14 protein-coding genes and 1 rRNA gene are annotated in these 14781 nt (G+C 50.3%); 3 read left to right on the forward strand and 12 right to left on the reverse strand.

Annotation, left to right across the window (positions count from 1 at the left end; all coding sequences use genetic code 11):
* The 4 genes from D9738_RS04435 to rluD form a co-directional block, all read right to left on the reverse strand.
* Window positions 1–99 (reverse strand): 16S ribosomal RNA (locus D9738_RS04435); the annotation flags it as partial.
* A gap of 446 nt (window positions 100–545) precedes the next feature.
* Window positions 546–3119, reverse strand: a complete 2574-nt coding sequence (gene clpB / locus D9738_RS04440; protein WP_130259644.1) for an ATP-dependent chaperone ClpB — start codon at window positions 3117–3119, stop codon at window positions 546–548.
* A 129-nt stretch (window positions 3120–3248) separates the two neighbouring features.
* Window positions 3249–3980, reverse strand: a complete 732-nt coding sequence (yfiH, locus tag D9738_RS04445) for a purine nucleoside phosphorylase YfiH (protein WP_130259645.1) — start codon at window positions 3978–3980, stop codon at window positions 3249–3251.
* A complete protein-coding gene (gene rluD, locus D9738_RS04450; RefSeq protein ID WP_130259646.1) occupies window positions 3977–4957 on the reverse strand; it encodes a 23S rRNA pseudouridine(1911/1915/1917) synthase RluD in 981 nt (326 codons plus the stop codon). The genes yfiH and rluD overlap by 4 nt, the downstream gene beginning before the upstream one ends.
* Before the next feature lie 134 nt (window positions 4958–5091).
* Here rluD and bamD point away from each other — a divergent pair, with 134 nt between their 5' ends.
* Window positions 5092–5829, forward strand: a complete 738-nt coding sequence (bamD, locus tag D9738_RS04455; RefSeq protein WP_000197686.1) for an outer membrane protein assembly factor BamD — start codon at window positions 5092–5094, stop codon at window positions 5827–5829.
* Window positions 5830–6099: 270 nt separating this feature from the next.
* Window positions 6100–6441 (forward strand): ribosome-associated translation inhibitor RaiA, encoded by a 342-nt coding sequence (gene raiA / locus D9738_RS04460; protein WP_000178461.1) that lies wholly within the window; start codon window positions 6100–6102, stop codon window positions 6439–6441.
* A 152-nt stretch (window positions 6442–6593) separates the two neighbouring features.
* On the opposite strand, the gene D9738_RS04465 is transcribed toward raiA, so the two are convergent.
* Together D9738_RS04465 and D9738_RS04470 are read right to left on the reverse strand one after the other, a co-directional pair.
* Complete coding sequence (locus tag D9738_RS04465; RefSeq protein ID WP_130259647.1) at window positions 6594–7400, reverse strand: site-specific DNA-methyltransferase; 807 nt, start codon at window positions 7398–7400, stop codon at window positions 6594–6596.
* Window positions 7345–7542, reverse strand: a complete 198-nt coding sequence (locus tag D9738_RS04470) for a Com family DNA-binding transcriptional regulator (RefSeq protein ID WP_077900366.1) — start codon at window positions 7540–7542, stop codon at window positions 7345–7347. Before D9738_RS04470 ends, D9738_RS04465 begins: the two co-directional genes overlap by 56 nt.
* A gap of 152 nt (window positions 7543–7694) precedes the next feature.
* On the opposite strand from D9738_RS04470, the gene D9738_RS04475 reads away from it, so the two are divergent.
* Window positions 7695–8081 carry a hypothetical protein gene (locus tag D9738_RS04475; protein ID WP_130259648.1) on the forward strand — a complete coding sequence of 129 codons (387 nt, stop codon included), beginning with the start codon at window positions 7695–7697 and terminating at the stop codon, window positions 8079–8081.
* A gap of 147 nt (window positions 8082–8228) precedes the next feature.
* Here the strand turns inward: D9738_RS04475 and D9738_RS04480 are convergent, their stop codons facing one another.
* The 6 genes from D9738_RS04480 to D9738_RS25025 all read right to left on the reverse strand — a co-directional run bounded on the left by D9738_RS04480 (window position 8229) and on the right by D9738_RS25025 (window position 14780).
* Window positions 8229–8369 (reverse strand): Hok/Gef family protein, encoded by a 141-nt coding sequence (locus tag D9738_RS04480; protein ID WP_032218680.1) that lies wholly within the window; start codon window positions 8367–8369, stop codon window positions 8229–8231.
* A gap of 832 nt (window positions 8370–9201) precedes the next feature.
* Window positions 9202–10899: a hypothetical protein gene (locus D9738_RS04485; protein ID WP_130259649.1), complete on the reverse strand. Its 1698-nt coding sequence runs from the start codon at window positions 10897–10899 to the stop codon at window positions 9202–9204.
* Window positions 10896–11471 (reverse strand): hypothetical protein, encoded by a 576-nt coding sequence (locus tag D9738_RS04490; protein WP_000192891.1) that lies wholly within the window; start codon window positions 11469–11471, stop codon window positions 10896–10898. Before D9738_RS04490 ends, D9738_RS04485 begins: the two co-directional genes overlap by 4 nt.
* On the reverse strand, window positions 11443–12156 hold the full coding sequence (locus tag D9738_RS04495) for a hypothetical protein (RefSeq protein ID WP_127767043.1): 714 nt from the start codon (window positions 12154–12156) through the stop codon (window positions 11443–11445). The genes D9738_RS04490 and D9738_RS04495 overlap by 29 nt, the downstream gene beginning before the upstream one ends.
* Window positions 12153–12725, reverse strand: a complete 573-nt coding sequence (locus tag D9738_RS04500) for a DUF4376 domain-containing protein (protein WP_130259650.1) — start codon at window positions 12723–12725, stop codon at window positions 12153–12155. The genes D9738_RS04495 and D9738_RS04500 overlap by 4 nt, the downstream gene beginning before the upstream one ends.
* 3 nt (window positions 12726–12728) lie before the next feature.
* Window positions 12729–14780 (reverse strand): phage tail protein, encoded by a 2052-nt coding sequence (locus tag D9738_RS25025; protein WP_240780576.1) that lies wholly within the window; start codon window positions 14778–14780, stop codon window positions 12729–12731.
* Window position 14781: the final 1 nt, after the last annotated feature.

The raw sequence follows: 14781 nt of genomic DNA on the forward strand, positions 1-14781 counted from the left end.
GTCAGCAAAGCAGCAAGCTGCTTCCTGTTACCGTTCGACTTGCATGTGTTAGGCCTGCCGCCAGCGTTCAATCTGAGCCATGATCAAACTCTTCAATTTAAAAGTTTGATGCTCAAAGAATTAAACTTCGTAATGAATTACGTGTTCACTCTTGAGACTTGGTATTCATTTATCGTCTTGCGACGTTAAGAATCCGTATCTTCGAGTGCCCACACAGATTGTCTGATAAATTGTTAAAGAGCAGTTGCGACGCGGCTTTCAGCTCAGCGGCGCGGGGTGTGCATAATACGCTTTCCCGCTACAGAGTCAAGCATTTTTTTGCTTTTCTCTGCCGGAATTCTCAGGAGAATCCCGCTGACCCGGCGGCGTGTTTGCCGTTGTTCCGTGTCAGTGGTGGCGCATTATAGGGAGTTATTCTGAGCTGACAAGAGGAAATTTAAAATAATTTATCGTTCGTTCAATTCTTAAGCAAAACACCTTAAAAACGACCATTTCCGGTTGGAAATTAGACAAAAAGCGAGCCCCGAAGGACTCGCTTGTCTTATTTACTGGACGGCGACGATCCGGTCTTCATTAACTTCCAGGCGAATAACTTTACCTGGAACCAATTCACCAGACAGTATTTGCTGTGCCAGCGGGTTTTCGATCTGCTGCTGGATAGCACGTTTCAGAGGACGTGCACCATAGACCGGATCGTAACCGTTCTCGCTCAGCAGTTTCAGCGCCTCGTCAGAAATGTGGATTTCATAACCACGTTCTTCCAGACGTTTGTACAGACGTTTCAACTGAATCTGCGCAATCGACGCAATGTGCTGTTCACCCAGCGGATGGAAGACCACCACCTCATCAATACGGTTAATAAACTCCGGACGGAAGTTATGGCTTACCACACCGAGCACCAGCTCTTTCATGTGCGCATAATCCAGTTCACCGAAGCGTTCCTGAATCAAATCGGAACCGAGGTTAGAGGTCATAATGACAACCGTATTACGGAAGTCGACCGTTCTCCCCTGCCCGTCAGTCAGACGCCCATCATCCAGTACCTGCAACAGAATGTTGAAGACATCCGGATGTGCTTTTTCCACTTCATCCAGCAGGATGACGGAATACGGACGACGACGCACCGCTTCGGTCAGGTAGCCACCTTCTTCATAACCGACATATCCCGGAGGCGCACCAACCAGACGAGACACCGAGTGTTTCTCCATAAACTCGGACATATCGATACGGACCATCGCCTCGTCGCTATCAAACATAAAGTTCGCCAGCGCCTTACAAAGTTCAGTTTTACCCACACCAGTTGGGCCGAGGAACAGGAATGAACCAATCGGGCGATTTGGATCCGCCAGCCCCGCACGGCTACGACGAATAGCGTTAGATACCGCATCAACCGCTTCGTTCTGACCAATAACGCGCTGGTGCAGTTCTTGCTCCATACGCAGCAGTTTTTCGCGCTCGCTTTCCATCATGCGAGAAACCGGAATCCCCGTCCAACGCGCCAGCACTTCAGCAATTTCGGCGTCGGTCACTTTATTACGCAACAGACGCATAGTTTTGCCTTCGAGCTGCGTTGCGGCTTCCAGTTGCTTTTCCAGTTCCGGGATTTTGCCGTATTGCAGTTCAGACATCCGCGCCAGGTCACCCACACGGCGAGCCTGTTCAATGGCGATTTTCGCCTGCTCCAGTTCCGCTTTAATGGTCTGTGTACCAGAGAGCGACGCTTTCTCTGCTTTCCACTCTTCTTCTAACTCGGAGTACTGACGTTCTTTGTCGCTCAGTTCTTCGTTGAGCATATCCAGGCGTTTTTTACTGGCTTCATCAGACTCTTTCATTAACGCCTGTTGTTCCAGTTTGAGCTGGATGATACGACGATCGAGTCGGTCGAGTTCTTCCGGTTTTGAGTCAATCTGCATACGAATGCTGGATGCTGCTTCATCGATCAGGTCGATGGCTTTATCCGGCAGCTGACGGTCAGCAATGTAGCGATGAGACAATGTCGCCGCTGCAACAATTGCCGGGTCAGTAATTTGCACATGGTGGTGCAGCTCGTAACGTTCTTTCAGGCCACGCAGAATAGCAATGGTGTCCTCAACAGAAGGCTCGGCAACAAACACTTTCTGGAAGCGACGTTCCAACGCAGCATCTTTTTCGATGTACTGGCGATATTCGTCCAGCGTCGTAGCACCCACACAGTGCAGTTCACCACGCGCCAGTGCCGGTTTCAGCATATTCCCGGCGTCCATTGCGCCATCGGCTTTACCTGCGCCGACCATGGTATGTAATTCGTCGATAAACAGGATGACGTTGCCTTCCTGTTTGGAGAGATCGTTAAGCACGCCTTTTAAACGTTCTTCAAACTCACCGCGATATTTCGCCCCAGCCACCAGCGCGCCCATATCCAGCGCCAGTACGCGGCGGCCTTTCAGCCCTTCCGGCACTTCACCATTAATAATACGCTGCGCCAGACCTTCAACGATGGCAGTTTTACCAACACCAGGCTCACCAATCAGCACCGGGTTATTTTTAGTACGACGTTGCAGTACCTGAATGGTACGGCGAATTTCTTCATCACGACCAATCACCGGATCGAGTTTGCCTTGTTCGGCTCGTTCGGTAAGGTCGATGGTGTATTTTTTCAAAGCCTGACGTTGGTCTTCAGCTCCTTGATCATTCACGCTTTCACCTCCGCGCATTTGTTCAATCGCTTGAGTAATGTTGGCGGTAGTCGCCCCTGCTGCTTTCAGGATATCGGCCAGCGTGCCGCGAGACTCAAGTGCCGCCAGAACGAACAGTTCTGACGAGATAAAGTTATCACCACGTTTTTGCGCCAGCTTGTCGCAAAGATTAAGAACGCGCACCAGATCCTGTGATGGCTGGACATCGCCACCTGTACCTTCAACCTGTGGTAAACGGTTTAATGCCTGAGTGATATCTGTGCGCAACTGGCCAGCATTGATGCCAGCAGATGTTAATAAAGGACTAACCGAACCCCCTTCCTGATTCAGCAGGGCGCTCATTAAATGAAGTGGTTCGATGAATTGGTTGTCGTGCCCGAGTGCAAGTGATTGGGCATCGGCAAGAGCAAGCTGGAATTTATTAGTAAGACGATCCAGACGCATAACTCCTCCCATAACGGATCAAAGTTGCTACTGGAGATTAAATGAGGTCATCCCTCAATTATTCAAGGTTATTGACCAGATTAATGTGAAAAGAAAATCACGCGTACCGGATCGTCTTGATTCTTTAGGTTATATCAGCCAAATGAAACTTGCCATACGACCGGTGATCTTGTCGCGACGATAAGAGAAGAAAGTCTCATTTTCCGTATATGTACAACGGTCGCCGCCGAAAATTTGCTCAACACCAACGCTCGCCAGACGCTGTCGGGCAAGCTGATAAATATCCGCCAGATACTTATCACCATGCTGAATGAAAGCTGTACTCGCGTTGGCGTCTACTTCCATAAACGCCTCGCGAACCTCCGGCCCCACTTCAAACGCGCGTGGACCGATTGCCGGCCCCAACCAGGTAAGAATGTTTTCGGGCTTATCGGCAAAGCAGGAAACCGTCTCTTCCAGCACGCCTGCGCACAGTCCACGCCAGCCAGCATGGGCAGCCGCGACTTCCGTTCCTGCCCGATTGCAAAACAGCACAGGCAGGCAATCGGCTGTCATTACGGCACAAACCGTGCCGGGTGTGTTGCTATACGAGGCATCCGCCCGTTTTGAGGTATAAGGTTCGCCAGTAAGCTTAAGCACATCTTTACCGTGTACCTGCTCAAGCCAGACCGGTTTTGAAGGCAAATTACCCGCAGCAAAAAGCCGCTTGCGATTTTCCTCGACGTGCTCCGGGTTATCACCACAATGAGCACCGAGGTTGAGCGAGTCGTAGGGCGGCAAGCTCACGCCGCCGACACGGGTAGAGCTACAGGCCGCAACACCTTTTGGCAGCGGCCACTGCGGGACAATCAGCTTACTCATAACCAGTCCACTTCATCCTTATGCTCTTCGAAATCGGCGCGCATCACCTCAATCAGCTCCACCATATCTTGTGGAATAGGCGCATGCCATTCCATTTCAATGCCGGAGATCGGGTGATAAAGACGCAGCATGGTTGCATGAAGCGCCTGACGATCAAACTTACGCAGCGTGGAGATAAACGCTTCCGAAGCACCTTTTGGCGGACGCGGACGGCCACCATAAACCGGATCGCCCACCAGCGGATGGGTTATATGGGCCATATGCACGCGGATCTGGTGCGTACGTCCAGTTTCCAGACGCAGCCGCAGACGCGTGTGCACACGGAAGTGTTCCATAATGCGATAGTGAGTGACCGCCGGTTTGCCCATCGGATGCACCGCCATATGAGTTCGTTTGGTCGGATGGCGACTGATTGGCTCGTCCACCGTGCCACCAGCAGTCATATGACCAATTGCTACCGCTTCATACTCACGAGTAATTTCACGTCGTTGCAGAGATTCCACCAGGCGCGTCTGGGCTGGAACGGTTTTTGCCACAACCATGAGGCCAGTGGTGTCTTTATCCAGACGATGGACAATACCCGCACGCGGTACATCGGCAATGGGCGGATAGTAATGAAGCAACGCATTCAATACCGTGCCATCCGGGTTACCCGCGCCAGGATGTACCACCAGGTCGCGCGGTTTATTAATGACGATAATGTCTTCATCTTCATAGACGATATCCAGCGGGATATCCTGCGGTTCAAAACGCGCTTCTTCTTCAATCTCGGCGTTGATGGCCACCAGCTCGCCACCTAATACTTTTTCTTTCGGCTTATCACAAACTTTGCCGTTAACCAGCACGCGCTGGTTGAGGATCCATTCTTTTATTCGCGAACGTGAATAATCCGGGAACATTTCGGCTAAAGCCTGATCTAAGCGTTGACCGAGTTGGTTTTCGGACACTGTTGCAGTGAGTTCTACTCGTTGTGCCATATATACTGCTTCTTCGTTTATCGTTGGGGTTTTACGGCTTTGCCGTTTAATATAGTGTGCTATTGTAGCTGGTCTTAACCGGGAGCAGGAACAGAGAATCTCCCGTATTACATTTTGAGGAAAGTCAAAACGTCATGACGCGCATGAAATATCTGGTGGCAGCCGCCACACTAAGCCTGTTTTTGGCGGGTTGCTCGGGGTCAAAGGAAGAAGTACCTGATAATCCGCCAAATGAAATTTACGCGACTGCACAACAAAAGCTGCAGGACGGTAACTGGAGACAGGCAATAACGCAACTGGAAGCGTTAGATAATCGCTATCCGTTTGGTCCGTATTCGCAGCAGGTGCAGCTGGATCTCATCTACGCCTACTATAAAAACGCCGATCTGCCGTTAGCACAGGCTGCCATCGATCGTTTTATTCGCCTCAACCCGACCCATCCGAATATCGATTATGTCATGTACATGCGTGGCCTGACCAATATGGCGCTGGATGACAGTGCGCTGCAAGGGTTCTTTGGCGTTGACCGTAGCGATCGCGATCCTCAACATGCTCGAGCTGCGTTTAGTGACTTTTCCAAACTGGTGCGCGGCTATCCAAACAGCCAGTACACCACTGATGCAACCAAACGTCTGGTGTTCCTGAAAGATCGTCTGGCGAAATATGAATACTCCGTTGCAGAGTACTACACCGAACGTGGCGCATGGGTTGCCGTCGTCAACCGCGTCGAAGGCATGCTGCGCGACTACCCGGATACCCAGGCTACGCGTGATGCGCTGCCGCTGATGGAAAATGCTTACCGCCAGATGCAGATGAACGCTCAGGCTGAAAAAGTCGCGAAAATTATTGCCGCTAACAGCAGCAACACTTAACAGGTGTGATATACGCAAAACGGCAGCCCTGGAGCTGTCGTTTTTTTATTCGATTTGAACGCTAACTAAAGCGATTCAGTCGCGACTGATCCTATCAAATATGGCTCGCTTTGAGACATTCCTCAAGTAAAAAAACACCTCTTCCTGCGATTTCTCACAAAAAAACTTCGTTGACAAAAAGTGACAAAATTATGAGATTTTCATCACACATTTTGACATCAGGAGCGGTATGCTGAATTCACCAAGACGGGAAGACAAGAGGTAAAATTTATGACAATGAACATTACCAGCAAACAAATGGAAATTACTCCGGCAATCCGCCAACATGTCGAAGACCGTCTCGCCAAACTGGAAAAATGGCAAACGCACCTGATTAATCCGCATATCATTCTGTCCAAGGAACCACAGGGGTTCGTTGCTGACGCCACTATCAATACACCTAACGGCGTTCTGGTTGCCAGTGGTAAACATGAAGATATGTACACCGCTATTAACGAATTGATCAACAAGCTGGAACGGCAGCTCAATAAACTGCAGCACAAAGGCGAAGCACGTCGTGCCGCAACGTCGGTGAAAGACGCCAACTTCGTCGAAGAAGTTGAAGAAGAGTAGTCCTTTATATTGAGTGTATCGCCAACGCGCCTTCGGGCGCGTTTTTTGTAAAGCTAACAAATTGTTTCTATTAGCTTATTTCTTATAAACATCCACAAACTGTCCACATCAGTAATGATATACAAGCCCGCAAAAAAAATGCGGGCTTTGTCTTATGTAGCCGAAATGGTTGTGGTGATGGTCCCCCGAAGCCGCTGCGCAGCTACCTCAAAATAATGATCACTGGTTTCTATACCAATAAATTTTCGCCCTGCTTTCAGTGCAGCCACACCCGTTGTCCCTGACCCCATAAAAGGATCAAGGACTGTTCCGCCACTATTCGCAGTTCTGACCAGTTCTGCCATAAGTTCTTCTGGTTTTCCGGTCGGGTGCATTTTCTTTGATGGGATAACCGGGAACGTCATGCAGCCGTCGAACGGTCCCGAAGGCGATTTATCTAAATGGCCTTTACTGCCCCAGACGATGTATTCGCACTGATGCCGGAAATACCCCGTATGGGGTGTTCGTGACCCCCTTCCTTTGTTCCACGCAATGATGCCGCGCCATGTGAAACCACTGGCCTGAAATGCATCAGTTAAAGCTGGCAGTTGTCGCCAGTCAGTAAATACCAGGGCATAACCGCCCGGCCTGACTGCGCGGTGTGCCTGTGCCATCCATAATTGTGTCCAGTAAGCCCACGAACGGGCATCCATGTTTTCACCCGCAAACCCATCAAAGCGATGAAGGCTCTCGCCGTTCAGATATTTTGCGTGGCTGCCCTGGTTGGTGCGTCCGGCCTTGTGTGTCGCGCCCGAACTGTAAGGCGGGTCAGTGATTAAGGCATCAATACTTTCTGGCTCAATCAGCGGCAATATTTCCAGCGCATTCCCACGACAGAGCGTGGCATTGTCAGTCTGATAAACCTTAGTGTGTTCCGGTGTATGTGCTGGTTGGTGCTGGATTGTGATCCCCACGGTCATAACTCCTCATGTGTGTGGGGTGCTCGATGGCTCTCGTTATCTGGTTAAGTGTTTTGCAGCGCGGACATTTTATTTCAATGTAGTGAAATGAGGCGCGGGCAAGTAGTTTGTTGCAATTTTTGCATCGTACATTTTGCGTCATTTGCGGCACCTCTTGTGTGGTTACTGCTGCCGATATGATAACAAATTGATCGCTTTTATCGATCGGTTTTATATTATCGATCTGTGTTTTCTATTTTGTTCATGGGGCTGTTTGGCCTCACTTGTGCTGTAGTTTTAATGCGGAGGCTTCAAGTGCAATATTTAAAGGGAACACCATTACATCAGTCCCGATTTGCAAGTGTCAGGATTACATGTCCTTCAGAGTTTTCCTCTTCAATAGAGGAGTATTTTCAAAATAATGGATTTGATATAGGTCGTGTGACTTGCTTCTCTGCGAATGCACCCGATATGCTTAGTGTTATGTTCGAATTGCTCTCACGGGCGAAAAAATTTGCAGGGGTTATTATGGGGTTGTTAAACAGGAATGATGTTGAAGTTGAGCTACACCTTTGTACCAGAGATGATGAGCCTAAAACTGCAAAGCTCAAATTAAGAAACCTCAAAGATGTTGATGCGTGTGAGCGCCTGATTGATAAACTGGCTACTGTGGTAATAACGTCAAAGAAAAATGAAGAATAATCGGTAAGCCAACCACCCTCTCTGGAAATAAAAAGCCCGCGACTAATCCTGCGGGCTTTTTGCATTCAGGTTTGCGAGATAGGGTGCCTTATCGACCTTAACCCTGGCAACCGATTGACGGGGGATTGCTCCCCCGTCGCGGTTTCCTTACTGCTTACACTGTAAGAACGCCGCAAACTCCGCTCCCCAGAAGCTCATCCGTATCTCACACAGCGAACCGTGTAGCATCCAGATGATGAGGATTGCCGTCACGCAGAACGTGATGGCTATAAGCGATTTTTGCGACATAGCACTTGCTCCTTTTTTTGCAAAGGCGCTAAGCTCTTGCCCGCTTATTGATTACGTTGTGAAACGCCCAGAGTTGAACATAAGGTTTAGTTGGGCCTTTTTACATCTGGCCTTCGTGTTTGCTGTCCAGCCATCAGTCGAAAGGCGTCCGCGTGAATTCTAGCCTGCTTTTTTTTCTTGCTTCAATACGTTGACTAATTTCAACACTCTGTTGTGCATATCCTGAACGCAGACATTATTCAGTCACGCATTTGATACATGCTTCCGCCGGCGTTCGCGCCGGTTTTTTTTCGTCCTGTTGTTGCGTAGATCGTCATGTGCGATCGAGGCGCGGCATTGATCCTTTTTTCAGTTTAATTTCGACTCTCAATTTTACGCAGGCCGCGCCGCGTCTGGCTTCGTTGTTTGACGATTTTTCTATGCGATCCTTTCGCGATCGTGTCTCGCCCCACGCAAAGCATGAAAACTCTTTTAATATCATGCGGTTTCGTTGACCCCGCCATTTATGGGATCGTAAAAAACTCTCTGAAAACTGAAAAAAATTTCAAAGCGTGAAATTTCAGATCTTCGCTTTTCCCTCAGTTGCTGCGCGGGCTGGCTGTCATTTTTGCACGGCAGAAAACTGAAAAACTGTTTCGACACAAAACCCGCGGGTTGGAGGGGGTAGCGCGGTTTACGTCACCTCACGCTTTACGTCACACCGTTTACGTGGTGTGCGCATACAGCGCCGGAATGGCACGCAGAACGCATTAATCAGGTGGCAGATATGAAAACGCACGACCGGAGCCGTGCGTTGCGTGATGGGCGTTTATGGGGGTTTTATGCCCGGTGATCAGGCGATAAGGTCACCGTATTTTTCGCGCAGGCTCGTAGCCTGTTTGGCGTCTGCGGCAAGTTCGCTGCTGTTTGTTGGTGCGCCGGTGTTGCTGTGGGTGTGGTTTGCAGTGTGTGTGGCCAGCAACTGAACCAGATCCAGAATATCAATCAACAACGTCAGCAGATTAAGTCCGGATTTTTCCCGTGAGCCACCGCGACCAATAAATACTGTCGGGGCTGTAAACTCCAGACCGCCGTCCGCCCGGCATGTTCTGCGGCCTCCCACGTTTTCAGTAAGGTCGCGCTCAATCGTGGATGTCGCCCCTTTGAGTTTAGTCAGCAAATCCTGCGCTACCATCTGGATATGCTCACCGGCTGCGATCGCATAATGACCAGTAGTAATGTGTTCTGTCTGGCCTGTCATCAGCTTGCTGGTTCCCAGAACGCTGGTTATGTCGTTTGCCTGTACTGTTGTTGTTCTGGTTGTTGTTGTGCGTTCTTCCTGATCGCTGTTAATGGTTCGCCTGGCTGAATGCTCCCTGATTTGCTGATCGGTTTCTCTGTGCCAGCTTCCGTCAGTCGTGACACGCTGAAACACTTCTGCGCGCTGTTGCTGCAGCTGTTCGCCGGGCTTTACATCAGGCAGGTTATGGCCAGCGGGTAAGATTTGCCTGATGACAGGTTTATCCGGTCGTCCTTCAATGTTGGATATTTCCACGATGGTGCCAGCCGGCGGGTAGGCAAAACATCCCGCCTCACTGCCAGCCATGGGGACGGGGAGCGGTACTGCCGGGTAAACGGGCGTATCGCTTTTATCGTTGCCGTTCTCATCAAGCAACTGCACATCGACGGCGTAGCGTGGGCGGAAACTGTCGGCCACATCGCCCAGGGTGGCGGGCTCCGTTGGTGCAATGACGCGCGCCAGCCGGGTATGTAGCGTACCGCTGGCCAGTTCCGGGAACTGTGTTTCCATTTGTCTGCGTAATGGTGATTTGGAAACAGGGCTGCCCGTGGCGGTAAGGCGCTCCCATGTCAGGGTCATTTTCTCGTTGTTGAGGGCTACACGGGTAATGCGCCCGGCTGGAAGGTTCACGCCCGGTCGCACAGTTTCCATAAACATGATGTCGATGCTGTTTCCGCCGCTTTGCCCGAGTGTGTACTGTTGCGGAATATCCGGCATTGTAATGCTGGCAAATCGTGAATCAGCTGCACTTCCCACAAATACAGAACCGTCCGGCATAGGGTGCCAGACGTAATCGTTGATACTGAATGCTCGCCCCAGTTGGCTGAGCAGCTGTGCTCCGCTGCCGCTGTGGGTGATGTAGGGAGTTGGTATACTGGCATAATCCGCATCCGGAGTGATAAAAACGATACCGCTTTGTCGCCCCAGATTATCGAGTACCCCCCGCAACGTCGGGTGTTGCATGGAGCAAGGGAAATCAAAATCCAGCACAGCAGCCGCTTCACGAATAAAAAGGCGACGTGAGCCATTTTCAGCAGGTTGATCGCGCTCAATGTAGCCGGAGAAATAGCGCCATGCTTCACCGTCACGGCCGAGATCAATTTGTACCATTGCGCCGGCAAGGCTGTGTTCGGGTGACAGATTGTTAACAGAAATGAAGCCACGACCGGCAGCATTCAGGGTAAGAACAAGGCTTATATCGGCAATTTCCACCCATTCGCCATTAATCATGCAGCGTTGTATCAATTTCATGTTTTCCCTTCCTCTTTCACGCTCCCGATGCCAACAGCATCCAGACCAGAGCCAACGGCATCATTGATTTTTTTCCAGAACGAACTTTGCGTATTCATGCCTTTGTCTGGTGCCTGTTCGCTGCCATTCTGGGTCTGCTGTCTGGCGATGGTTTTCTGCGAACCGCTGCGTGCGGATGCTTTCTCTGGCACGCTTAATTTTTCCCTGAGAGTAAAGGTGATCTGCCAGTGCATTTTTCCCTGTTGTTCCGTGGCATCAATGCCACCAGAAAATACCCCCTGTCGCATATTGATTGCCTTCGCGGTAGCGTTAGCAATGCGATAGGTTTTTTTAGCACCGTTGCTTTCTGTTGCCTCCGCAAGCTGAAAAATACGGGTCAGAATAGCTTCATCGTTAAAATCAATAACCCCCGACACGCGCAGCTCTTTAGCCTTGTTTCCCTGCTGGGCGCTCGTGGTGCTGGTTGACTGTCCGGACATATCTTTGTCCGGTAGTTGCATGGTGGCGCTGACGGTGATGTTGCGCAGCAGAATGGCTTCTCCGTCAAGCGCAAGGACAATCATCTGGGTCATGTAGTGCTTCCCTTAGTGATGAGAGATTATCGCCGACGAACAGCATCACAGCTGTAAAAACCCACTCGGGGTGTGGGATGTTTTTTTGTATCAGCACTGCAGCCTGGCTAAGGGCTCCTTTGTAGCAAAAGCGCCACACCGGGCAAAATTTTTGCCGGAGTGCGGTCTGCTGATTAGCTATTTCCTGTAAGGCTTTATCTCTCGCATTCATGAACTGATGCAGTGATGATGACAATGTTTCCGGTGATGTAGCGGCAGGAGTGGCTGCCTGTGCAATGGTTGCCGCCAGCGACATGCTGCGAGTGGTCTGTGTCGACAGCATTATCGGTTCTGGAAGTGATGTTGCCGGTCTGGCGGGGATTTGCATTCTGCTGATGGCCAGTGAAAGCTGGCTGGAGATCATGCGGGACATTCGTCCCACCTCCGGCAACGGAAATGCGCCTGAAAATTGCCTGGCGAGTGATAAAAACTCGCCAGCAGAAGGAGCGCAAAATAACAGCGCCACAATGTCCTTTTCCGTGTTTTCTTTCAGATAGGGTAAAAGTGCAGATACAGCATTTTCGGGGCTGAGATAACGCCCCGATGGTTTGATGTTTCCGGTATTTTCTGACCATGGATGAAGGCAAACCACAGAGCATTTAATGTTCATGGCTGACGGGCGCAGAATTGCGTTTTCCCATTTCATTCTGACTCTCCAGCCTGAAAAGCGCGGATGTCGGCAAGATTATTCAGACTATCCAGCACATCCTTCATCTGTCGCTGACGTCGATAAATTTCATCATTGCGGTTAACCTGCGCCTGCGCCATAGCTGTAGCCAGCCCCTCAAGCTCTGGCATCGACATCTTCACTTGCTGATTATCGGCGTCACCCCATGCCATAACGTCCCGCGCTGTGTCGGATTTTGATGCCATCACCACCGGATAAAGGCGGGTCAATGAGTCGGGGCCGGCGTTCCAGGTGCGACCGTTCCATTCGAACGTGAACGGCTGTGCTTCCTGTTCTGTGCGCCATGCCTCGATTTCCTGGCGTTTGGCGACTTTTGCTGCTTCCAGCATTTCAGGTGATACGGTGAACGGGGCAATCTTGCCCCATTTGCCGCTTTGCAGTTCCTGCCAGACGCGTTGGCCTGTCATTGCACTGTCTTCTGGTGTGGCTGTGTAGGGGACGGCTTCATCCATCCCTTCAAACAAAACTTCGCAGTCAATCGCACCGGATTCCAGATAGCGTGGATTCAGAATTTGTTGTATTTCCATTTTTTAGTTCACCCGCATAAATAAACCGACAAAGCATTCTGACGTGCCAAGTGTTGTTAAATGGCTGCCTGATAGTGCAATAAATGACCCTGCCTGTGGATATGAATTAGGAGACACAGTAATAAACTGTGGCGTGCTGGCATATGAGCCTGATGTGCTGCATTTCGCACTTATTGTGACCGCCCCCAGTCTGGAGCCAGGTACAACTTGCCCCCTTTTCATTTTCCTGCTGCTGTCTGTGTCAGACTCACCAAAATAGGCCGCAAAAATCAGACCTCCGACGCCCGGACTTCCCCATGCATTCCCTGTAACCGAGCGTAATAGATCTATTTGCGTCGCCGGGGACCACCACCCTTCAAGTTGAGGGCAGGCAGGATCTGCAATAAGACGGTTGTAATACAGCTCTCCACGAGCCCCCCGGTATGTAATGACTTTGTCATACACAGAGTGTGAGTTCGCATTGGCAGAAGAATATGGTGACTCGATTTCTACTACACCATCAAATACTAATCCCGGAATTACCCTAATCGCTTCTGGATCTGTAATGACCTGTGTAACAAGATAGCGCCCTGGAGGCGTTTCCATGACCCACATAAGAAAATCCATGGGGCCATCCTTGCCTGTAAGCAGGTGGGGTGTTGAATAAAATGCTCCATAACCAAATGCGCCGGGTAATGCCCCCCGACCTTCCGAGCGATCATAAATATCGCTTTGTAATGTCACTGTTCCGGAGTCTTCCAGCTCAAGCACCTTCCGCATATCTTCTGCTGTAGCTTGCGCCAGTAGTGAACGAGCCTTTTGCGTCACCTGGGCAAGTGATGCTTTCCCGTCCGTATTAAAGTACAGAAGGTTATCTGCCTGCGCTTTTAATTTGCTGATTGCCGTTAAAACATCGCTAAGCGGCTGTTTACCTGCCAGTGCGTTAGTGACCGTTGTTGCAAAGTTCGGGTCATTACCCAGCGCAGCTGCCAGCTCGTTCAGCGTGTCCAGAGCTTCCGGTGATGAGTCAACCAGCGCGGCAAGCAGTTTGCGGACAAACTCCGCATTGGCTATTTCAGTGCCTGCTGCGTCATCTGGCGGGGTTGGTGTTGTCGGTGCTCCGGTCAGTGCCGGGCTTTTCAGGGGAGCGCGTGCTTCAATCTGTGCGATGAGTGAAGCCTCATCAACCTTCAGATTTTCCCAGCCAGCCAGATACCCCTGACCGCCGACGTAGCGATTGTAATAAATCTGACCATTAACACCGTAGTAAATTACTGCCTTATAGGCCCTGTCATCGGTTGAGCTTTTAGGTTGTGGCCAGATAATTTCAATAACGCCGTTTGTCTGAATGCCTGGTACCACCACATTTGTGTCCGCAAATACGGTATAACGACCGGGTTTTGCCGTTTTTACCCAGCGGAGAAAATCGGCCTCTGTTTTAAACTCGGTCCTGTCGCCGCTGGAAAATACTTTCCCGAATCCAAACATGCCGGGAATCGCCAGACGGCCTTCGGTGCGGTCGTAAAGGTCTGTTTGTACATCCATCGTTGCAGCAGTTTTCAACCCCAGATTGTCGCGGGATTCCTGTTGTGCTTCTTTCCCTTCTGCTGCAATTTCTGACAAACGGTTAGGGATTTTCAGCATTGATTTCAGCTCTGGATAAAGATCTATCTGCCAGCTCTGTGGAGGAACAGTAATTTGCGCAGCCTGAGCAATGCCGCTGTATATAATCGTGAAATTACGAATAAGTGACTCGCCTGTCACTTTTTGTCGAACAGGCGTTTTTATTACGCCGCATAGTGTTCCGCTGGCCTGATGGATGAGGCAAATCCAGTCATAGCTGAATGCACAGTCATCAGGAACAACCGCGCTACACACAATATTGTTCGGGCTTAACTGGCCATAGGTCAGTTCATTCACGGTATATGTGATTTTTTCTTCCGGAACGGTATTATCTTCGTGCGTTGGTTCCCGCTCCATCAGGGCAAAAATAATAGTGTCAGGGCGTGCAGGTAAATTACTGGCTGTGCATTCAGCAACCCACTTTTCAAATGCTTTCGTCAACAATGCGCTCATT

This window comes from Escherichia sp. E10V5 (genome assembly GCF_004212315.1).
GTDB lineage: Bacteria > Pseudomonadota > Gammaproteobacteria > Enterobacterales > Enterobacteriaceae > Escherichia.

What these genes read in the sequence shown, in the direction of transcription:
- D9738_RS04480 (WP_032218680.1), bottom strand. Translation starts at nt 8,369, where the DNA reads ATGTCGCAAAAATCGCTTATAGCCATCACGTTCTGCGTGACGGCAATC.
- D9738_RS04490 (WP_000192891.1), bottom strand. Translation starts at nt 11,471, where the DNA reads ATGACCCAGATGATTGTCCTTGCGCTTGACGGAGAAGCCATTCTGCTG.
- D9738_RS04470 (WP_077900366.1), bottom strand. Translation starts at nt 7,542, where the DNA reads ATGACGCAAAATGTACGATGCAAAAATTGCAACAAACTACTTGCCCGC.
- rluD (WP_130259646.1), bottom strand. Translation starts at nt 4,957, where the DNA reads ATGGCACAACGAGTAGAACTCACTGCAACAGTGTCCGAAAACCAACTC.
- D9738_RS04465 (WP_130259647.1), bottom strand. Translation starts at nt 7,400, where the DNA reads ATGACCGTGGGGATCACAATCCAGCACCAACCAGCACATACACCGGAA.
- clpB (WP_130259644.1), bottom strand. Translation starts at nt 3,119, where the DNA reads ATGCGTCTGGATCGTCTTACTAATAAATTCCAGCTTGCTCTTGCCGAT.
- D9738_RS04500 (WP_130259650.1), bottom strand. Translation starts at nt 12,725, where the DNA reads ATGGAAATACAACAAATTCTGAATCCACGCTATCTGGAATCCGGTGCG.
- bamD (WP_000197686.1), top strand. Translation starts at nt 5,092, where the DNA reads ATGACGCGCATGAAATATCTGGTGGCAGCCGCCACACTAAGCCTGTTT.
- D9738_RS04495 (WP_127767043.1), bottom strand. Translation starts at nt 12,156, where the DNA reads ATGAAATGGGAAAACGCAATTCTGCGCCCGTCAGCCATGAACATTAAA.
- D9738_RS04485 (WP_130259649.1), bottom strand. Translation starts at nt 10,899, where the DNA reads ATGAAATTGATACAACGCTGCATGATTAATGGCGAATGGGTGGAAATT.
- yfiH (WP_130259645.1), bottom strand. Translation starts at nt 3,980, where the DNA reads ATGAGTAAGCTGATTGTCCCGCAGTGGCCGCTGCCAAAAGGTGTTGCG.
- raiA (WP_000178461.1), top strand. Translation starts at nt 6,100, where the DNA reads ATGACAATGAACATTACCAGCAAACAAATGGAAATTACTCCGGCAATC.
- D9738_RS25025 (WP_240780576.1), bottom strand. Translation starts at nt 14,780, where the DNA reads ATGAGCGCATTGTTGACGAAAGCATTTGAAAAGTGGGTTGCTGAATGC.